The 19,386-nt window shown below is 73.4% G+C and carries 18 protein-coding genes and 3 tRNA genes; 11 read left to right on the top strand and 10 right to left on the bottom strand.

Annotated elements, in window-relative coordinates; translation table 11 throughout:
• Together GNZ18_RS05910 and GNZ18_RS05905 are read left to right on the top strand one after the other, a co-directional pair.
• Positions 1 to 1,584, top strand: coding sequence for an alkaline phosphatase D family protein (locus tag GNZ18_RS05910; protein ID WP_156215097.1), 1,584 nt, complete (start codon positions 1 to 3; stop codon positions 1,582 to 1,584).
• Between the two features lie 3 nt (positions 1,585 to 1,587).
• Positions 1,588 to 2,523, top strand: coding sequence for a polysaccharide lyase family protein (locus GNZ18_RS05905; RefSeq protein ID WP_156215095.1), 936 nt, complete (start codon positions 1,588 to 1,590; stop codon positions 2,521 to 2,523).
• A gap of 18 nt (positions 2,524 to 2,541) precedes the next feature.
• On the opposite strand, the gene GNZ18_RS05900 is transcribed toward GNZ18_RS05905, so the two are convergent.
• From GNZ18_RS05900 to GNZ18_RS05880, 5 genes are all read right to left on the bottom strand, one after another.
• Positions 2,542 to 4,404, bottom strand: coding sequence for a glycoside hydrolase family 3 protein (locus GNZ18_RS05900; RefSeq protein WP_156215093.1), 1,863 nt, complete (start codon positions 4,402 to 4,404; stop codon positions 2,542 to 2,544).
• A 103-nt stretch (positions 4,405 to 4,507) separates the two neighbouring features.
• Positions 4,508 to 4,579: transfer RNA gene (locus GNZ18_RS05895), tRNA-His, on the bottom strand.
• 2 nt (positions 4,580 to 4,581) lie between these two features.
• Positions 4,582 to 4,654, bottom strand: a tRNA-Arg gene (locus GNZ18_RS05890).
• A gap of 7 nt (positions 4,655 to 4,661) precedes the next feature.
• Positions 4,662 to 4,746, bottom strand: a tRNA-Ser gene (locus tag GNZ18_RS05885).
• Positions 4,747 to 4,976: 230 nt separating this feature from the next.
• Positions 4,977 to 5,198, bottom strand: a complete 222-nt coding sequence (locus tag GNZ18_RS05880; RefSeq protein WP_242886439.1) for a sigma factor-like helix-turn-helix DNA-binding protein — start codon at positions 5,196 to 5,198, stop codon at positions 4,977 to 4,979.
• Between the two features lie 502 nt (positions 5,199 to 5,700).
• Here GNZ18_RS05880 and GNZ18_RS05875 point away from each other — a divergent pair.
• Both GNZ18_RS05875 and GNZ18_RS05870 read left to right on the top strand, forming a co-directional pair.
• Positions 5,701 to 5,886: a hypothetical protein gene (locus tag GNZ18_RS05875; protein ID WP_156215091.1), complete on the top strand. Its 186-nt coding sequence runs from the start codon at positions 5,701 to 5,703 to the stop codon at positions 5,884 to 5,886.
• Between the two features lie 403 nt (positions 5,887 to 6,289).
• Positions 6,290 to 6,559 (top strand): hypothetical protein, encoded by a 270-nt coding sequence (locus GNZ18_RS05870; RefSeq protein ID WP_156215089.1) that lies wholly within the window; start codon positions 6,290 to 6,292, stop codon positions 6,557 to 6,559.
• Positions 6,560 to 6,576: 17 nt separating this feature from the next.
• Here the strand turns inward: GNZ18_RS05870 and manA are convergent, their stop codons facing one another.
• Positions 6,577 to 7,734, bottom strand: coding sequence for a mannose-6-phosphate isomerase, class I (manA, locus tag GNZ18_RS05865; RefSeq protein ID WP_312874323.1), 1,158 nt, complete (start codon positions 7,732 to 7,734; stop codon positions 6,577 to 6,579).
• Positions 7,735 to 7,959: 225 nt separating this feature from the next.
• Here manA and GNZ18_RS05860 point away from each other — a divergent pair, with 225 nt between their 5' ends.
• The 7 genes from GNZ18_RS05860 (at position 7,960) to GNZ18_RS05830 (ending at position 13,328) form a co-directional block, all read left to right on the top strand.
• Positions 7,960 to 8,469: a GyrI-like domain-containing protein gene (locus GNZ18_RS05860; RefSeq protein WP_156215087.1), complete on the top strand. Its 510-nt coding sequence runs from the start codon at positions 7,960 to 7,962 to the stop codon at positions 8,467 to 8,469.
• Positions 8,470 to 8,645: 176 nt separating this feature from the next.
• Positions 8,646 to 8,927, top strand: a complete 282-nt coding sequence (locus GNZ18_RS05855) for a hypothetical protein (RefSeq protein ID WP_156215085.1) — start codon at positions 8,646 to 8,648, stop codon at positions 8,925 to 8,927.
• A 36-nt stretch (positions 8,928 to 8,963) separates the two neighbouring features.
• Positions 8,964 to 9,491: a DinB family protein gene (locus tag GNZ18_RS05850; RefSeq protein ID WP_156215083.1), complete on the top strand. Its 528-nt coding sequence runs from the start codon at positions 8,964 to 8,966 to the stop codon at positions 9,489 to 9,491.
• A 7-nt stretch (positions 9,492 to 9,498) separates the two neighbouring features.
• On the top strand, positions 9,499 to 10,260 hold the full coding sequence (locus GNZ18_RS05845) for a GNAT family N-acetyltransferase (RefSeq protein WP_156215081.1): 762 nt from the start codon (positions 9,499 to 9,501) through the stop codon (positions 10,258 to 10,260).
• A 73-nt stretch (positions 10,261 to 10,333) separates the two neighbouring features.
• A complete protein-coding gene (locus GNZ18_RS05840; RefSeq protein WP_156215079.1) occupies positions 10,334 to 12,049 on the top strand; it encodes an AMP-binding protein in 1,716 nt (571 codons plus the stop codon).
• Between the two features lie 18 nt (positions 12,050 to 12,067).
• A complete protein-coding gene (locus GNZ18_RS05835) occupies positions 12,068 to 12,994 on the top strand; it encodes a phosphotransferase family protein (protein ID WP_312874322.1) in 927 nt (308 codons plus the stop codon).
• 67 nt (positions 12,995 to 13,061) lie between these two features.
• Positions 13,062 to 13,328, top strand: coding sequence for a TFIIB-type zinc ribbon-containing protein (locus GNZ18_RS05830; RefSeq protein ID WP_156215077.1), 267 nt, complete (start codon positions 13,062 to 13,064; stop codon positions 13,326 to 13,328).
• Between the two features lie 68 nt (positions 13,329 to 13,396).
• On the opposite strand, the gene GNZ18_RS05825 is transcribed toward GNZ18_RS05830, so the two are convergent.
• The 4 genes from GNZ18_RS05825 to GNZ18_RS05810 all read right to left on the bottom strand — a co-directional run bounded on the left by GNZ18_RS05825 (position 13,397) and on the right by GNZ18_RS05810 (position 19,361).
• Entirely contained in the window at positions 13,397 to 15,985 is a 2,589-nt protein-coding gene (locus GNZ18_RS05825; protein ID WP_156215075.1) for a polynucleotide kinase-phosphatase, read from the bottom strand.
• Positions 15,982 to 17,412, bottom strand: coding sequence for a 3' terminal RNA ribose 2'-O-methyltransferase Hen1 (locus GNZ18_RS05820; RefSeq protein WP_312874321.1), 1,431 nt, complete (start codon positions 17,410 to 17,412; stop codon positions 15,982 to 15,984). Before GNZ18_RS05820 ends, GNZ18_RS05825 begins: the two co-directional genes overlap by 4 nt.
• A gap of 69 nt (positions 17,413 to 17,481) precedes the next feature.
• On the bottom strand, positions 17,482 to 18,195 hold the full coding sequence (locus GNZ18_RS05815; RefSeq protein ID WP_214618789.1) for a DUF3152 domain-containing protein: 714 nt from the start codon (positions 18,193 to 18,195) through the stop codon (positions 17,482 to 17,484).
• A 434-nt stretch (positions 18,196 to 18,629) separates the two neighbouring features.
• Positions 18,630 to 19,361, bottom strand: coding sequence for a TetR/AcrR family transcriptional regulator (locus GNZ18_RS05810; protein ID WP_312874320.1), 732 nt, complete (start codon positions 19,359 to 19,361; stop codon positions 18,630 to 18,632).
• Between the last annotated feature and the right edge of the window lie 25 nt (positions 19,362 to 19,386).

The raw sequence follows: 19,386 nt of genomic DNA, 5'->3' as shown, positions 1-19,386 counted from the left end.
ATGAGATCCCCCCTGCCCGCGCGCCGCTCGTTCCTGGCGGCGACCGGTGCCGGAGCCGCGGCGTTCGCGCTCGGCACCGGGCACGCCGCCGCCAAGGAGACCGTCGGCGGGAAGGTCCCGGCCGACCCGTTCACGCTGGGCGTCGCGTCCGGCGACCCGCTGCCGGACGGCGTCGTCCTGTGGACGCGGCTCGCCCCGCGCCCGCTCGCCCCCGACGGCCACGGCGGCATGCCGCGCAGCCCCTACACCGTCGACTACGAGGTCGCCGAGGACGCGGGGTTCGCCCGCGTCGTCCAGCGCGGGCAGGCCGTCGCCTCGCCGGAGCTCGGCCACTCGGTGCACGCCGAGGTGAACGGGCTCAGCCCCGACCGGGAGTACTTCTACCGGTTCCGCGCCGGGACGGAGCTGAGCCCGGTGGGCCGCACCCGCACCGCGCCCGACCCGGCGTCCGGCCCCGCGGAGCTGCGCTTCGTCGCCGCGTCGTGCGCGGCCTGGTACCACGGCCACTTCACCGCGTTCGAGCACCTCGCCAAGGAGGACCCCGACCTCGTCGTCTTCCTCGGCGACTACATCTACGAATACGGCATCACCGGCACGAACATGTGGCGGGAGGGCGTCCCGCTGCCCGGCCCCGAGCACGCCGTCGAGACCACGACGCTGGAGCAGTACCGGCTGCGGTACTCCCTGTTCAAGTCCGACGCGAACCTCCAGGCCGCGCACGCCGCCGCGCCGTGGGTGTTCACGACCGACGACCACGACGTGCAGAACAACTACGCCGACGACTGGTCGGAGACCGGCATCGCGCCGGCCGACTTCCTGCGCCGCCGCGCCGTCGCCTACCGCGCGCTCTACGAGAACCTGCCGCTGCGCGCCGCGTCCCTTCCGAACGGCCCCGCCATCGACCTCTACCAGCGGCGGCGGTGGGGACGGCTCGCGCAGCTCGACCTCCTGGACAACCGGCAGTACCGCGACAAGTACCCGGCCGGGCAGGTCGTCGACGACTCGCCGGAGCGGCACGACCCGCGCCGCTCGATCCTCGGCGACCGCCAGGAGCAGTGGCTCTACGACGGGCTGCGCGTCTCGGACACGACCTGGAACCTGCACGTCACCGGCGTCGTCATGGCGCAGATCGACCGGACCCCCGGCGCGGGCTCCACGTTCAGCAACGACATGTGGGACGGCTTCCCCGCCAACCGCGACCGGCTGTTCTCCGCGTGGAAGCGCCACGGCGTCGCCAACCCGGTCGTGCTGTCGGGCGACATCCACCGGCACGTCGCCGCCGATCTGAAGGCCACCTGGGAGAACCCCGCGTCGGCGACCGTCGGCACCGAACTGGTGTGCGGCTCCGCCGCCTCCGACGGGGACGGTGCCGACACCGACTCCAGCGCCAAGGTCTGGCTGGCCAACCCGCACGTCAAGCTCTACAACGCGCGGCGCGGCTACCTGCGCTGCCGCATGACCCCGACGGCCCTGACGTCGGAGTTCATGACCGTGCCCTACGTCAGCAGGCCCGGCGCCCCGCTGGCGACCGCGGCGCGTTTCGTCACCGAGGCCGGACGCCCCGGTCTGAACCGGGAGGTCTGAGCCATGTCCCACTCCATCTCGCGACCGCTCTCGCGGCGCGCCGCGCTCGGCACCGCCGCGGCGGCCGTCCCCGCGGCCGTCCTCGCCGCCTCCGGCAGGGCGGCGGCGGCCGACGAGCCGCGCCCGGTGGAGCGGATCCGCGCCGCCGCCGAGGTGGGCCGGGTCCGGCTGACCTGGGAGGGCGAGGCCTACCACCCGCTCGTCGACCACTACGCCCTCTACGCCTCGCGGTCCAGGGACTTCACCGTCGGCCCCGACACGCTGCTCACCAAGACCGTCTACGCCTCGTTCCTGCACGACCGGCAGGGCGGCCACCGGCAGGACTGGTACTACCGCATCGTGACGGTGGACGCCTCGGGCGCGCGGAGCGAACCGTCCGCGCTGGTCGAGGGGCACAGCGCCGAGTCGGTGGCGCTGTCGGCCAAGCCGATCGCGCGGGTCGGCAAGTACGACCACAGGAGCCTCGGGTTCGCGCTCGCCCCCGCCGGATACGCCCAGTACAAGGACCGGTTCCCGAACGGCGTCGACTACACCTACGGCACGAGCAAGCCCGAGACCGACTGGTCCTACATCCAGCCGGGCCCGGCCGACGGGTGGGCGGGCAACCGGGAGAGCAGCACCACGTTCCGGTTCAACCTGGACACCGTGCCCGCCGAGACGTGGCTGTCGATCTGGCTGATCGACACGCACGCGACGCTCCCGGGGTCGCTGCTGATCTCGGCCAACGGCACCGCGGTCCCGGAGGTGAAGCTGGAGAACGGCGCGACGCGCGGGTCGCTCGAAGGCGACGCGACCGTGCCGGGGACGCTGCTCAAGCCGTCCTACGTCGAGCTGGCGCTCCCCCGCGCCGCGATGCGCAAGGGCAGGAACGCGGTGGTGATCAGGAAGAGGACCGGTTCCTGGCACGTCTTCGACGCCCTCGGCGTCTTCGCCCGCTGAGGGCCCCGGTCGCGCCGGTCAGTCGTCATCGTCGTAGGTCTGGCCGGCGCCGATCGGGAACAGGGGGCGCTTGCCGTCGCCCAGGTTGATCGGCTCCTGCGCGGCGGAGCGGGGCCAGGTGACGGGCAGGCGCCCCGACGGCGCGGACGTGCCGAACAGGACGTCGGCGACCCCCGCGCCCTCGGTGCCGGGGAGCCAGGACGCGACGAACCCGTCCCAGTGCCGCAGCTCGGACGTCACGTCCAGCGGCCGTCCCGAGACCAGCACCACCACGACCGGGACGTCGGCGCCGCGCAGCCGCGCGATGGTCCGCAGGTCGGCTCCGGTGAGCCGCAGGTCGTCGGTGCGGTCGCCCTTGTACTCGGCGTACGGGCGCTCGCCGACGACGGCGACTGCGACGTCGTAGGACGGGTCGGCGCCGCTGCCGTCCTCGGAGTAGGTGACGGTCCGCGACCTGCCCGCCGCCCGCCGGATGCCCTCCAGGATCGTCGTGCCGGGCGTCGTCGCCCCGGGCGCGCCCTGCCAGGTGATCGTCCAGCCGCCGGACTGGCGGCCGATGTCGTCCGCGCTGCGGCCCGCCACGAAGATCTTCTCGTCGTCCCGGTCGAGCGGCAGCACGTCGTCGTCGTTCTTCAGCACCACCTGCGAGGCGGCGACCGCGCGCCGGGCGAGGGCGCGGTGCGCGGCGCCGCCGACCGTGTCCAGGTAGCGGCGGTCGGCCAGCGGCCGCTCGAACAGCCCGAGCCGGAACTTCTGGGCGAGGATCCGCCGGTTCGCGTCGTCGATCCGCGCCATCGGCACCTCGCCGGCCCGTACCGCCGCGCGCAGGTCGTCGATGAACGCGCGCCACTTCTCCGGCACCATCACCATGTCGATCCCGGCGTTGACCGCGGCGGCGACCTCCGCGCGGGTGAAACCGGGCTCGCCGTCGATCTGGTCGATGCCGTTGTAGTCCGACACGACGAACCCGGAGAACCCCAGCTCGCGCTTCAGCACCTCGGTGATCAGGTAGCGGTTCCCGTGCAGCTTCACGCCGTTCCACGAGCTGTAGGACGCCATCACCGACCCCACGCCCCGCCGCACCGCCTCCCGGAACGGCGGCAGGTGGACGGCGCGCAGCTCCGCCTCCGACCCGCGCGTGTCGCCCTGGTCGTCGCCGCCGGCCGTGCCGCCGTCCCCCACATAGTGCTTCGCCGTCGCGAGGACCGACGTCGGACCGGCGCCGAGCCTGCTCCCCTGGAGCCCCTCGATGAGCGTCGTCATGCCGGACGGCAGCCCCGGGACCTCGCCGAACGACTCATACGTCCGTCCCCACCGGTCGTCGCGGGCGACGCACACGCACGGCGCGAAGTCCCAGTCCACCCCGGTGCCGGTCATCTCCTCGGCGGTCGCGGCGCCGATCCGCCGCACCAGCGCCGGGTCGCGGGTCGCGCCGAGCCCGATGTTGTGCGGGAAGATCGTCGCGCCGACGACGTTGTTGTGGCCGTGCACCGCGTCCACGCCGTACATCATCGGGACGCGCAGCGGCGTGCCGAGCGCCGCCCTCTGGAACCCGTCGTACATGTCCGCCCAGGTCCGCGCGTTGTTGGGGCTGGGCGCCGACCCCCCGCTCGACAGCACCGACCCGATCTTGAACCGGGCGACCTCCGCGGGCGCGATGGACCGCCGCTCGGGCTGCGTCATCTGGCCGATCTTGTCGTCCAGGCTCATCCGCGCGAGCAGGTCCTCGACCCGCTCCACCACGGGACGCGCCGGATCGAGGTAGGGCACGGGGGCGGCGCTCGCGTCGAGGGGCGCGCCGGCCAGGGTCAGCGCGAACGCGACCGGCATGCCGAACGCCGGGAACCGGCGGCGCACGGCCTTGGCGGCAGAGAAGTCCATGGCGCGAGGTGTTTCCGGAATCGGCCCATCGCAAGGTAATCCCGCGGGCAATATCTGGCGTGCGCAATATCCTGCGCCATCGCCGCACAGGGCACGATAAAAGGGCGTCCGCCCGGGATCGAACCGGAACCTTCAGGATCACAACCTGACGTGCAGGCCACCACACCACGGACGCCGTGTCTCCGGCAGGATTCGAACCTGCGCCCTCCGGGTCCGCGACCCGACGCGCTTTCCGCTGCGCCACGGAGACATGCTCGCGGAGGGTGCGAGATTCGAACTCGCGCAGGGTGACCCCTGACCACGGCTTAGCAAGCCGATGCCTTTCCGCTCGGCCAACCCTCCGGAGAAGAACACGAAACCGCCCGGACGGACCTCGGGTCCGCGGGCGGTCGCCGTCAGAACGCGGGAATCACGTCCGGCGGCGGCTCCCGGAACCGGAGCGGCTTCGGCTGTGCCGTCGATGGCGACTCATAACCCCGCTCCTCTCACCCCGGCGTCCCTTTCGAGACCAACCCTGTTCGAGACCAACCCTGACAGCCCGGACCACCATCGGCAACACCTTTTCCGCACACTTATCCCAGGGCGCCGTGAAGCGCGCGAAGCGCCCGGTAGACGCGGTCCTTCACCACCTCCACCGGCACCCCCAGCGCCGCCGCCGCCTCGTTGACCGACCGGTCCCGGAAGACGGTCTCGGCGAGGATCTCGCGGTGCGCGGGCGGCAGCGCCCGCAACGCCCGGACGACCGCGGCGCGGGACGCGGGCGAAGCGGTCTCCTTGCCCATTCGCAGTGCCACACCTCGAACGTCGCACCCCCCGCCACCCAGGGCGCGCCGCTTATGCCCCCGTTAAGGAAGCGTTGAGGAACGGCCCCGACCACGCCCCCCGGCAACCACCCACCTGCGCAAACGCAGAGCCGGGAAGCCGAGGGCCCGTCCAGCGCCGCCGAGGCGGGCCGAGCAGGATCGCTCACCCTGACGACAGCGCTGTGGCGCGTATCACACCGCCCAGGCGCCGACCACCGTCGTCCGGGCCGACAAAGCGCCCGCTTCGGCGAAATTCTCACCATGATCAGCACAGTTTACCGTTCGGTTATTCAATACCGCGCGACACGCACTCCCCACTTGACTCTCCGTCGCCTTCGATAACCGAAAAGGGTCTTTACTGGTGCGGGACCGTACCTCATGATCTTGGCAGTCGATCCTTGGCCGTTCAGCGGCCACCGCCTGCGACCCCGCAGAACAGGAGACCGGGAAGAATGCTCCCCATCGCCGTCGGCACTCGGGGCCGGGCCGTCCCGTGCGGCTCGCCGATCCGGTGATCATCGACCCCGCGTCCTTGACGGCCCGCCAGCGCCTCGGCCGGGCCTGCGTGGTGTGCCACAAGCGGTTCCCGCTGCCCCGCGTGCCGGTCGGCACCCTGCCCGACGGCACCATCGTGCGGGCCTGCGAAGACTGCGCCCGCATCACCCGATCTCCCCGCTGATGCCGCACCCGGCTCCCGGCGGGCGGCGGACAGCGGAAGCGATATCAGATTAACCGGCCGCTCCGCGGGCAAATGCCCGCTGCGGACACAACAGCGCACCCCTCCTTACCTCAGAGTGACGGATGGTGACCAATGCGCGAAGCCGTTTACGCTGCCGTGGCGATCATCCGCTTTGTTCTGGTGCCCCTGCCCTCCGCGTACAACGCGCGAGGTCACTCGATACCCGCCTGGCCGACCACCGTAGGAATACCGTTCGGCGTAGGCGGAATAGCCGTCGACGTCTGGTACGGGAAGGGGAAGGAGAAACAGAGGCGAGGCTCGCCTAACCAAAGCCGCCTAGGTCTTTGCGGCGGTATCCACATGGCCGGACCGAACCCCTCACCCTCGATGAAAGGATGAAACCATGGCCCGGTGGCGCCCGAAGCGCGAGATCCCCGACTCCGCACTGATGCCCACATACCGGTATGCCATCTTCATGGCCGGGTTCCTTCTGGCCGCCGTTGCTCTGACCATGATGTTGGCGGCGTCCGCCACCGGGACGACTCCCGGCGGAAACATCGTCGTGTACATCGTCCTGGCCATCGGCGCGCTCTGCGGGTATTGGCTCGCATATCTCGGCTTGAAAATGACCATGTACGCGCGACAGCGACGGGGAGGCCACTCGAATCGGTGAACGCGGCCCCCCGGGGGTCAGTGGTCGCCGGGGACGGCGCGGTAGAGGGTGCCTTCGCCGGTGAGCTTCGGGGTGGACGCGTTCGCCGGGACGAAGGCCGCCTCACCCGGACGCAGAGTCAGCGCGCCGGTCTGGCCGGTGAGGCGGGCCTCGCCCTGCACGCACAGGAGCGCCTGCGGAATGCCGGTGGGGAGTTCGTGCGCCGTCCCGTCCAGGTCGTGGCGGACGAGGGCGAAGTCGCGGACCGGCGGGCTGTAGCGGAACTCGCCGCCCGGCCCGGCGTCCGGCGCCACCTGATGCGGGGTCGTGGGGGCGAAGTCGACGACGCGCAGCAGTTCGGGGACGTCCACGTGCTTGCCGGTGAGGCCGCACCGCAGGATGTTGTCGGAGTTCGCCATGACCTCGACGCCGAGGCCGCCGAGATAGCAGTGCGGCACGCCCGCGTCCAGGAAGATCGCCTGGCCGGGCCGCAGCGTGAAATGGTTCAGCAGCAGCGCCGCGAGAATTCCCGGGTCGTCCGGGTGGGCACGCGCGATACCGGCGTGGACGGGTCCGAGAGAGCGTTCCACGCGGGACACCGGGACCCTGCCGTCCAGCATCTCCGCGAGAACGGTGGGCAGCGCCTTTTCCGCCGGTTCCTCGCGGAGCATCGCGGCCCACGGAAGCAGGTCGTCCACGCCGAGATTTTCGAGCAGGTCGGCGGTGGCCGACGGCTCGCGGAACCCGCACAGGCCGTGGAAATCGGTGATCGCGCAGATCATCTCCGGCTTGTGGTAAGGGTCCTTGTAGCTTCGGGCCCGGTCGTCGATCGGGATGCCGCGCGCCTCCTCCGCCGCGAACCCGGCCTCGGCCTGCGCGACCGTCGGGTGGACCTGGAGCGACAGCGGCCGCTCGACCGCGAGGATCTTCAGCAGGTAGGGCAGCGACGCGCCGAACCGCTCCGCCGCGGGCGCGCCGAGCATGCCCTCCGGGTCGGCCGCGATCAGCTCGGTGAGCGGCGTCCCGTCGGCGGACGAGGGCGCCGCCGGATGCGCGCCGACCCACAGTTCCGCCTGCGGGCGCCCGGTCGGCGCGGTGCCGAGCAGCTCCGGCAGTGCGGTGGCCGACCCCCAGTCGTAGGAGCGGATCGACGTCGTGAGGGCCATCGGCGCGGTGGTCGGCACGGTCGTCTGCACGGTAGGGCTCCTGCGGTCGGGGCTCACGGAGATGGGCACGGCACCGCCCGTCGTCACCACGGTGCGGGCCTCCCGGATCGATCAAGAAAATCAGCGTAGGGGCGGCGCCGCTCCCCGGGGACCGGCGCCGTCAGCCGAGGATAGGAGATCCCGGCCCCGCACGAGGCACGGCGCACGCCGGGCGGACGGCGATGAGTTTCCCAGGACGCGGCGGTCCACCTGTCCATGACCACGAACCTGCCGGTGGACCCGGCCGTCGAGAAGCGACCCGCCGTCCCCTACGTCGCGGTGCGGAGGAACGTCACACCCGCCACGTTCGCGGAGATCGCCGACCGGGTCCCGGTGATCCTCGGGTGGCTCGCGGCGCGGGGCGTCGCGGCGGCGGGGGCGCCCTTCCTCCGCTACGAGATCATCGACATGCCGGGCACCCTGGGCGTCGAGGCGGGGGTGCCCCTCGCGGCGCCCGTCGAGGGCGAGGGCGAGATCCACCCGGCCACGCTCCCCGCGGGCCGCTATGTCACCTACACCCACGTGGGGCATCCCGAACGGCTGGTGGAGATCACCGCCGCCGTCCTCGCGTGGGGGACCTCCCGGGGCCTCGCCTGGGACATGGAGCACACCGACCAGGGCGAGCGGTGGGCCTGCCGCCTGGAGGTGTTCAAGACCCACCCCGCGGAGGTGCCCGACCCGGACGACTGGGTCACCGACCTCGTGCTGAAGCTCGCGGACGCCTGACCCGCGCCCGGCGGATCGCCCGCGAAACGGCGGCGGTCCGCCGGTCGGGGCCCTACGATGGCGCGGATGGGCAAGCACACCAAGCCGGCGACGCGGCCCTGTCCCGGCTGCGACGGCACCGGCACCAGCACCGCCACGGGCGTGCGGTGCAACGTCTGCCGCGGGGCGGGGCGCATATGAGGTTCCCCCCCGAGGGCTGCTCCTACGAGGTCCGCTACACGCTCGGCCGCCGCGGCACGGGGCTGGAGAGCTTCGCCGACGAGTACGCGCTCGGCCGCTGGTTCGCGGCGATGACGGCGGAGGGCATGTTCGATCCCGAGGACTTCGCCGTCCCGGACGAGGACGGCCGCAACGGCTACCAGATCTTCTGCGTCACCGGCACGGCCCGGGTCGGCATCAGCTACTTCCACCCGCGCCTCGTCCGGGGCCGGATCGAGGGCTCCCGGCAGCCCATCTGACCCGCGCGGCGGGCACATGTCCGACATACTGCCGTCATGGTGTGGACCGCCCCGACGATCGACCGTGTCCTGGCGCCGCTGAGCGAGCCGACCGCGGACGAGCGCGCGCTCACCGAGGCGTGGCTCGACCTGCAACGCGAGACGCTGCTCTGGAAGTGCGGCGGGCTGACCGAGGAGCAGCTCGGGCTGCGCTGCGTGGAGCCGTCGAACCTGTCCCTGCTCGGCCTCGTCCGGCACATGGCCGAGGTCGAACGCGACTGGTTCCGGACGAGGTTCGCCGGTGAGACCCCCGGCTACCTGTACTGCACCGACGACGACATGACCGCGGAGTTCGACCTCGACGGCGCCGACGCGGAACGCGACCTCGCGACCTACCGGCGGGAGGTCGAGCTGTGCCGCCGCGCGACGTCCGGCCACGCGCTGGACGAGGTCTACCTCGACCCCCGGCGCGGCACCGAGATGAGCCTCCGATGGGTCTACCAGGCGATGCTCGTCGAGTACGCGCGCCACAACGGCCACGCCGACATGCTCCGCGAGCGCATCGACGGCGCCACGGGCCACTGACCCCGGCATGGCGGTGAGCCCGGAGTCGCTCAGGGGCCTGCACGAGCGGGCGGCCCGCGCCCTCCCGGCGGAGCTGGTCGAGGACGCCGGAGGGTGGTGGCTGCGCCACGCCCGCGGCGGCGCGTGGTGGGTGCGGTCGGCGCTGCCCCACGGCGGCGCCGCGCCGGACGAGCTGGCGCGCGGGATCGCCGCGGCCGAGGCGTTCTACGCCGGTCACGGCGTCGCGGCCCGGTTCCAGATCAGCCCCCCGGCGTGCGCGGACGCGCTCGACGCGATCCTGGCCGGGCGCGGCTACCGGCGGCACGACGCGATGTCGCTCCAGGGCGCGCCGACCGCGCGCGTCCTGGAGCTGGTGCGGCCGGGCCCGCTCCGCGTCCGGCTGGACGACCGACCGGCGGACGCCTGGTTCGAGGTCTGGGCCGCGGCGAGCGGCCACGGCGACGACGCCCGCCACGAACGGGACATGCTCGCGCGCGTCGAGCGGCCGAGCGCCTACGCCGGCGCGATGCTCGGGGACGAGGTCGTCGCGGTGGGCCGCGCGGTCGCCGACACGGGCTGGGCGGGGTTGTTCGGCATGGCCACGCTTCCCCGGGCGCGCGGGAGGGGCGCCGCCCGCACCGTGCTCGCGGCACTGGCCGGGTTCGCCCGCGCGCAAGGCGCCGACCGCATGTATTTGCAGGTGGAACGGCGCAACGACGCCGCGCTCGCCCTCTACGGACGGGCGGGATTCAAGGAAATCTGCGGTTACCACTACCGCACCGCGGGCTGAATCCTCCGCCCGCGCGCGGTGAGGTGATCGTTCGGGGGGCGCGCGCGGCCGGACGGTGGTTGAATTCACGGTCATGTGGCCCTCGTCACAACGATCACGTCCATGGCGGCGCTGGTACCAGCCGGGGGTTCCCACCGAGATCACCGTCCCGGACGTCCCGCTCACGCGGTTGCTCGACGACGCCGCCGAGCGGTATCCGCGCAGGCCCGCGCTGATCTTCTACGGCCGGCGGATCGGGTACCGGGAGCTGCGGGACGCGGCGGACCGGTTCGCCGACGGGCTGCACCGGCTCGGCGTGCAGCCGGGCGACCGGGTCGCGTTGGTCCTGCCGAACTGCCCGCAGCAGGTCATCGCGTTCTTCGGCGTGCTGCGCCGGGCGGCGGTCGCGGTGCCGCAGGACCCCCGGCACACGCCGGAGGAGATGCGCCTGCGGCTCGCGGACTGCGGCGCCCGCGTCGCGGTCGTGGTGGATCGTTCCTATCCGACCGTGCGGTCCGTCCGGAACGGGCTGCCGCTGGAGCAGGTGGTCGTCACGTCCCTGGCCGACTACCTCCCGGCCGCGCGGCGGGCGGCGGCGCGGGCGCGGACCTGGCGCGAGCGTGCGGCGGCGGAGGTCCCGGACGGGCCCGGGGTGATCGCGTTCCGGGAGTTGCAGCGGCCCGCGTGGCGCGTCCGGCAGCTTCCGGTCGAGCCCGCGCGGGACCTGGCGGTGATCCAGTACACGGGCGGGGACGAGGGGCGTCCCAGGGGGGCGATGCTGACCCATCGCAACCTCGTCGCGAACGCGTGCCAGCAGCGGGCGTGGGACCCCGGCGGGCGGCCCGGACGGGACGTCACGCTCGGCGTGCTGCCGCTGTTCCACTCCTTCGGCCTGATGAGCTGCCTGGTCGCGCCGGTGCTGGCGGCGGGGGCGGTGGTGCTGGTGCCGCGCTTCGAGCCCGGCCAGGTGCTGGCGGCCCTGCGCAGGCACCGGCCGACGATCGTCCCGGGCGTGCCCGCGCTGTACGACCGGATGATCGACAGCCCCGGCTTCCGCCCCTCGGACCTGCGGTCGGCGCGGGTCCTCATCTCGGGCGCGGCGGGGCTCGGGAGGGCCACCGCCGAGCGGCTGGAGCGGCTGGGCGCGCGCGGGCTGATCCAGTGCTACGGCCTTACCGAGGCGTCCCCCGCCGTCGCCGCGAACCCGCTCGGGGACACTCGCCGCCGGTCGGGTCCGGGAGGAGACCTCCCGGTCGGGCTGCCGCTGCCGATGACGGACGCCGTCGTCGTCGACGCCGAGCGGCCGACGCGGATCCTGCCGCCGGGCGAGGCGGGCGAGCTGGTCGTGCGCGGCCCGCAGGTGTTCGCGGGGTACTGGAACGCGCCGCTGGCCACCGCGCGGGTGCTGTCGAAGGGCTGGCTCCGCACGGGTGACATCGCGGTGATGGACGAGGACGGTTTCCTCACCCTCCTGGACCGCCACCGGGACCTCATCAAGGTCAACGGGTTCAGCGTCGTCCCGGCCGAGGTGGAGGGCGTGCTCCGGCGGCATCCGGCGGTGCACGAGTGCGCGGTGGTCGGCGTCCCCGACGCGCGGCGCGGCGAGCGGGTCGTCGCGTACGTCGTGGAGCACCCGGCCTACCTCTTCTCGGCGGACGAGCTGCGCCGCCACTGCGAGCGCCACCTGTCGCGCTACAAGGTGCCCGGCGCGTTCGTCCCCCGGGCGGATCTGCCCAGGGACGAGCGGGGGAAGGTGGTCCGGCGGCGGCTCCGGGACGAGGCCGCCGGTCCCGTCGCGCGGCACGGATGACGGCCGAGGTGGTTGACTGTGCGCGTGCACACCGAGACCGCCCCGTCCGGGCTTTTCGCCCGGCTCGCCGAGATCGGACGCGGCCCGGCCGGCGCCGCGAACCCGTCCGCGGCGCCCGAGGTGCTGTACGACCGGCACGGCGTGCTCGTGGTGCGGGTCGGGGACGTGGCCGTGAAGGCGCACCAGCCCGACCGCGAGTACGGGGTTCCCTTTCTCGGGCGGATCCGCCTGGCCGAAGCCCTGCCGCACCTCCTGGTGGGCCCGCTGGGCCCGCCCGTGGACGTGGACGGGCGCACCGTCACCGTCTCCCCCTACGGTGAACCCGTGGACCCGCGGGAGGAACTCCCCTGGGAAGAGGGGGCCCGCCTGCTGGCGGCGCTGCACTCCACGCCCGTTCCCGCGGACGCGCCGTCCTGGGGGCGCCCCACCCGCGTGGCCCGCCTGGTGTCGCGGCTGGGCGACGGCCCGGCCGAGGACGTGGTGCGCCGCGCGTTCGCCACGCTGCCCGCCTGGATCCGCGGCGAGGCGCCGGAGCCGCCCGGACACGCCCACCTGATCCACGGCGACTGGCACCTCGGCCAGATGGTCCGCCTCCCCGGCGCCCCTGATGGAAATCGTCGGTGGCGGCTGATAGACATCGAGGATCTCGGGACGGGCGTCCCGGCGTGGGATCTGGCGCGGCCCGCCGCGCTGTTCTCGGCGGGCGTCCTGAGCCCCGAGGAGTGGGGGCGGTTCCTGGGGGCCTACACACGCGCCGGGGGCCCGGCGGTGCCCGCCGGCGGAGATCCGTGGGCGGCGCTGGAGGTCCCCGCGCGAACTCTGGCGATCCAGATCGCCGCCACCTGCGTCATATCCGCGGGGAGGGATGATCGGCCGCTCGACGGAGCGGAGCAGGCGGTGGTGGACGCCTGCGCGAGAATCGCCGCGGCGGGCACGCCCGCATGACGTGGCGGCGAACCTGCCCTACATTTAGCCTCTACCTGGGGATCCATACCGGAAGGACGACAAGGCGATGCACTGCCCTAAGTGTCGTGGCGTGATGCGGACCTACACCCGCAGCGGCGTCCACATCGAGCAATGTGACAGCTGCCGGGGCATCTTCCTCGACTACGGCGAGCTTGAGGCCCTGAGCCAGATGGAGTCCCAGTACCGGGCGGCCCCTCCGGCCGCCGCGCCCGGTTGGGGGACCCCGGCCCCGGCGGTGCACCACCATCACCACGGTGGGCACCACCACCGCCCCCACCACGGGAGCGTCTTCCACATGCTGTTCTCGACCTGACCGGTCGGAACGACCGCGTGGCGGCCCGCCCCGGGCGAGGCGGGCCGCACGACCGCGTCCGAATCCCGCTACAGCCGCGGGTCCACGGGCTCTGACTCCAGCGCCAGCACGGCGAACACGGCCTGGTGGACGCGCCACACCGGCTCCCCCGCGGCGAGCCGGTCCAGGGCCTCCAGGCCCAGCGCGTGCTCGCGCATCGCCAGTGACCGCTTGCGGCCGAGCGACCGGCCGCGCAGCCGGTCGAGGTGCTCCGGCTCGGTGTAGTCGGGGCCGTAGATGATCCGCAGATACTCCCGCCCCCGGCACTTGACGCCCGGCTGCACCTTCGTGCCCTCCGGGAGCGGGCCGAGCGGCTTGACCACCATGCCCTCGCCGCCGGACGCGGTCAGCCCCTCCCACCAGCCGGTCACGGCCTCCTCGGACGCCGCGTCCGCGAGGTCGGCGACCATCGAGCCGGTCCGCCGGATGAGGCCGCCGGGGTCGGCGTCCGCGAGCCGCCCGGCGATGTCGAGGTGCCAGTCGTGGTCGCGGGCGGCCGCCCACGCCGTGCCGTCGCCCGCGAGCACCTGGAACGGGGCGAGCCGCAGCCCGTCCAGCCCGTCGACCGGCCAGCAGTAGCGGGCGTAGGCGTCGCGGAACCGGGCGGCGTTGGCGGCGCGCCGGTCGACGTGCTCGCGCAGGCCGCCGAGGTCCAGGCCGCGCGCCTGCGCGCGGGCGAGCGCGCCGGAGGCCATCGGCAGGGCGGCGCGGGCGGCGGCGCCGGTCGCGGCGTACTGCGTCCGGATGAGGTCCATGGCCTTGGCCGACCAGGGCAGCAGCTCGCAGTCGAGGACGAGCCAGCCGGTGTCCAGCTCGTCCCAGAGCCCGGCGGCGCCGATCGCGGCGCGGACCCGGTCGAGCACCTCGCGCGTCCGGTCGGGGTCGCGGAAGAACGCGCGCCCGGTGCGGGTGAACAGGGCGCCGGTCGTCCCGTCGTCCACGCCGAAGCGGGCGGCGGCGACCGCCTCGTCGCGGCAGACGACCGCGACGGCCCGCGAGCCCATGTGCTTCTCCTCGCACACGACGCGGGCGACGCCCCGGTCCCGGTAGGCGGCGAGGGCCTCGGCGGGGTGCTCCAGGTACCCCGGCAGCGCCGAGGTCGCGGCCGGGGACATGGTCGGCGGCAGGTAGACCAGCCAGCGGGGGTCCACGGCGAACCGGCTCATCACCTCCAGCGCGGCCAGCGCGTTCTCCTCCCGGACGGTGACGCGCCCCATGAGGCGGGTCTCGACGCCGCTGTTGTCCATGACGTCCTCGATGCGGAGGACGTCGCTCTCCCGGTGCCCTCCCGCGACGGACCCCGCGGACGCGGGCGCGTCCAGGGGCCGGACGGGCTCGTACCAGACCTCGCGGGCCGGGACGGAGACCAGTTCGCGCTCGGGGTAGCGGAGCGCGGTGAGCTTCCCGCCGAACACCACGCCCGTGTCCAGGCAGATGGTGTTGTTGACCCACTCCGGCTCGGGGACGGGCGTGTGCCCGTACACGACCGTCGCCTTGCCCCGGTAGTCGCGCGCCCACGGATACCGGACGGGCAGCCCGTACTCGTCGGTCTCGCCGGTGGTGTCGCCGTAGAGGGCGAAGGACCGCACCCGCCCGGAGGCGCGCCCGTGGTAGTCCTCCTTCAGCCCGGCGTGGGCGACGACGAGGCGCCCCTCGTCCAGGACGTAGTGGCTGATGAGGCCGTCCATGAAGCGCAGCGCGTCGGCGCGGAACTCCTCCGGCTCGGCGGCGAGCTGCTCCAGCGACTCCGCGAGCCCGTGCGCGACGCGGACCTTGCGCCCCCGCAGCGCCCGGACGAGCTTCGCCTCGTGGTTGCCCGACACGCACAGCGCGTTCCCGGACGCGACCATGCCCATCGCCAGGCGCAGCACGCCGGGCGAGTCGGGGCCCCGGTCGACGAGGTCGCCGACGAACAGGACCGTGCGCCCGCCCGGGTGGTTCGCGTCCACGGCGCGGCCGGAGGCGTCCCGGACGATCTCGTAGCCGAGGCCGGAGAGGAGGTCCTCCAGCTCGGCGCGGCAGCCGTGGACGTCGCCGACGACGTCGAACGGGCCGGTCAGGTCGCGCCGGTCGTTCCACGACCGGTCGTAGCGGATCGTCGCGGCGTCGATCTCCTCGGTGCCCGTCAGCACGCGGACGCGGCGGAACTCGCGGCCGAGGCTCCGCAGCCCGCGCCGCAGCTCGCGGCGCTGCCGGGGCACGACGTGCTCGGGCAGGTCGCGGTCGGGGCGGGCGGCGTTGCGCTCGACGGCGACGTGCTCGGGCACGTCCAGGACGATCGCGGCCGTGAGGACGTCGTGCGCCTTGGCGAGCTGGAGCAGCGACTGCCGCGCCCTGCTCTGCACGTTGGTCGCGTCCACGACGGTCAGCAGGCCGCGCCGCAGCCGCTTGCCGACGATGTAGTGCAGCAGGTCGAACGCGTCGGCGGTGGCGGACTGGTCGTTCTCGTCGCCCGACACCATCGCGCGGCAGGCGTCGGAGGACACGACCTGCGTGGGCGCGAAGTGCTTGCGCGCGAAGTGCGACTTGCCCGACCCGGACACGCCGACCAGCACGACGAGTCCCATCTCCGGAAGCCTGATCACGGTCCTGTCGTGATCACGTGTGTCGTCGGTCATCGGGTGAACACCCCCATCTGCGTCGGGGCGCCGACCTCCGGGTCGTCGTCCCCGACGGGCACGTGGCGGACGCGGTAGCCGTGCGCGGCGGCGACCCGGTCGGCCCACTCGCGGAACTCGGCGCGGGTCCATTCGAAGCGGTGGTCGGGGTGGCGCATCGCCCCCGGCGCGAGCCCCTCGTAGCGGACGTTGTGCTCGGCGTTCGGCGTCGTCACCACGACCACGCGCGGTGCGGCGTGGCCGAACACGACGCGCTCGACCGCGCCCAGGCGCGGCGGGTCGACGTGCTCGACGACCTCCATGAGCACGGCCGCCTCGTAGCCGCGGAACCGCTCGTCGGCGTAGGTGAGGGCGCCCTGGAAGACGTCCCGGACGCGGGACCCCTCGCGTCGCTCGTCGAAGCGGACCCGCCGCCGGGCGTGGCCGAGCGCGCGGTGGGAGACGTCCGCGCCGGAGATCTCGCTGAAGAACTCGTCGCGGAGGAGCCGCGCGAGCAGCTTGCCCGACCCGCACCCGAGGTCGATGACCCGGCGCGCGTTCTCCTCGCGCAGCGCCGCCAGCACGGACAGGGCGCGCCGCTCCGACAGCGGGACCGCGGTCTCGGCGGGGCTCTCCTGGGTGCTCTCCTCGGGACTCTCGGCGGCGAGCTCCTCGTCGATCTCGACGGGGTCGAGGGCGTCCTCGGGCGCGCCGTCGGCGTCCGCGAGCCGGCCGAGGGCCGCGCGGACGAGGGCGCGCCGGTTCGCCAGGTAGCGGCGGGTGATCGCGGCGCGGTCCGGATGCGCGGCGAGCCACCCCTCCCCCGCCCGGATCAGCTTGTCGACCTCGTCGGAGGCGACCCAGTAGTGCTTCGCGTCGTCCAGCACGGGCAGCAGCACGTAGAGCTGGTTGAGCGCGTCGGTGAGCCGGACCTCGCCGGTGAGCGTGAGCGTGACGTAGCGGGAGTCGCCCCACTCGCCGTGCTCGGGGTCCAGCGGGACGGGCACGGCCGACACCTCCCAGCCCAGCGGGCCGAAGAACCGCTCCGCCTGCCCCGGCCCGCCTCTGCACGGCAGCGCCGGAAGCACGATCTCAAGCGGGATCGGGGTCCGCGCCAGCTCGGGACGGGCCGCGCACCGGCCGCGCATGGCGGTCCGGAAGACGTTCGCCATGGCCGAGGCCAGCAGCGAGGACGCCGCGTAGGGGCGGTCGTTCACGTACTGGCCGAGGGAGAAGTCCGGCGTGCCCTTGCCGCGCGTCCGGACGAGCTTGACCGGATCGACGTCGAGCAGCAGCGCCGCCGTGCAGCGCCGCTCGTCCGCGTCGGGGTAGAAGACGTGCGCGGTGCCGGAGGACTGCTCGAACCGGTGCACCCGGTCGGGGTGCTTGTGCAGGAGGAAGCCCAGGTCAGTCGCCTGGTCCAGGGTCGTGGTGATCGTCAGAAGCACGGCTCAAGTGTGGCGGAACGGGCGAAGCGCCCCCATCCATTTTCGGCGGCGGGCCCGCCGGCTCCCCGATCAGGGCACGGCCGGCCCGGTCAGGTAGCGGCCGCGGCGGTCGAAGGGCCAGCCGTTGATCACGCAGCCCTTCATCCCGAAGATCTGCTGCTGCATGACGGGCGCGGGACGGCCGCGGCCGGGGCAGGTCGCGTGCCCGAACCCGAGCCGGTGGCCGACCTCGTGGTTGATGGTCAGCGCGTGGTAGGCGTCGGGCTGCCCCTTGTAGTAGGTCGTGAGCAGGAGCCAGCGCTTCAGGTTGACCACGACCTGCTTGCCACCGCTGCAGTTGACCTTGCCCTCGGTGGTCATGCCGTAGGAGCCGCAGATCTTGTCGACCGTGTCCGGCGCGGCGAGCTGCACCACGAAGTCGTAGGGGCCGGAGTCGACGCGCTTGAACGACCACTTCCCGGCCGCCGTCCAGCCGCGCCTGTCGCCGAGGATCCTGTCGACGCTGCGGGCGAAGGCCGCGGGGTCCTGCCTGAGGCCGCCCTCCACCTCGACCATGTAGCGCATCAGCCTGCCGTGCCCGTACACGCGTCCGCCCGCCGGTGGGCGCATGAACTTCCCGGTCCCCTTGGCGGGGATGTAGGGCTGCTTCTTCGGGGTGGCGAGCGGCGCCTCGGACTCCATCCTGTTCTGGTCCGGGGCGCCCTTCGGCTTGGACGAGGTGGACGTGGAATCCGAGGAGACCTGCCATACGACCACCCCGCCGATCCCCAGTACGACCACCACGAGCAGGGACGCGACCCCGAGGATGACGCCGCGCGTCCGGCTGCGCCGGGCGCCCTCGAACTCCCGGTCCAGCTCGGCGCTGATCCCCCCGACCGTCCCGGGCCGGCGTCCGCCGGGCGGAGGCGGGGGCGGAGGCGGCCCCGGCCGCGGCGGCGCGGGCGGGCGCCGCGCTGGCGGTGGCGGGGGCGGCGGTTGCGGTGGGGGCGTCGGCCGGGGGTCCCGGCGATGGGACGTGGCCCGGCGGCGGCCCGATTGTGATCTCGGAGGCGGCATGGCGGTGCACAGCATGCCAGATACCCGGGAGAAAATGATCTTTTCTCGACAATGCGCAGGTAAGAGGCAAATCCCCACAACTTGGACGTCACGGAGAGCGATCACGCAGGGTGCCGGCCCGACCGCGCACAGGTCGGCGTGGGCGGCGGCGGGCGGGGACGTCAGGGGTCCGCGTCGGCGTCCGGCACGTAGGAGGCGATGCCGCGGATCAGGATTTCGAGGCCGAACTCGAAGCGGTCGTCGCCCGACCCCCCGGTCAGGTCGTCCACCATGCCCACGATGTGCGGATAGCGGTCGACGGGCAGCGCCTTCATGAACGCGCGGATCTGCTCGAAGCGCTCCTGGAAGTGCTCCCAGGGGTCCTCGCCCGGCGGGGTCCGCCCGACGTAGATCGTGTCCTCGATCGCGTCGGCGTCCAGGTACATGCCGAACGTGTCGACGGCGAGGCCCGCGATGCTCGGCGGCACGCCGCCCGCCCGCATGAGGGCGAGCTGCACCTCGGCGACGGCCAGCAGGTTGGGGCCGGTGGGGATCAGCCCCAGCGAGACCTTGGCGATGTCGCGGTGCGAGGTGTAGACGCGGCGGACCTCGCGCGCCAGCTCCTTGAGCTGCTCCTGCCAGCGGGACGGGTCGACCTCGGGCAGCTCCACCTCGGCGAAGACCGCGTCCAGCATCAGCTCGCGCAGCTCCTCCTTCCCCGAGACGTGGGCGTAGAGCGAGGCGGCGCCGGTGCCGAGCTCCTGCGCGACGCGGCGCATGCTGACGGCCTCCAGCCCCTCGCCGTCCAGCACGCGGACGGCGGTGGCGACGATGACCTCCTGCGTGAGCGGCTGCCGCACCGGCCCGGCCCTGCGCTGCTTGCGCCAGGGGGGCGTCGGTATGTCGGTGCCCACGGCGGCCTCCAAACTCGCGATACAT

Source organism: Actinomadura litoris (assembly GCF_009733595.1).
Taxonomy (GTDB): domain Bacteria; phylum Actinomycetota; class Actinomycetes; order Streptosporangiales; family Streptosporangiaceae; genus Spirillospora; species Spirillospora litoris.
This window is presented reverse-complemented; position numbering and strand designations above follow the sequence as displayed.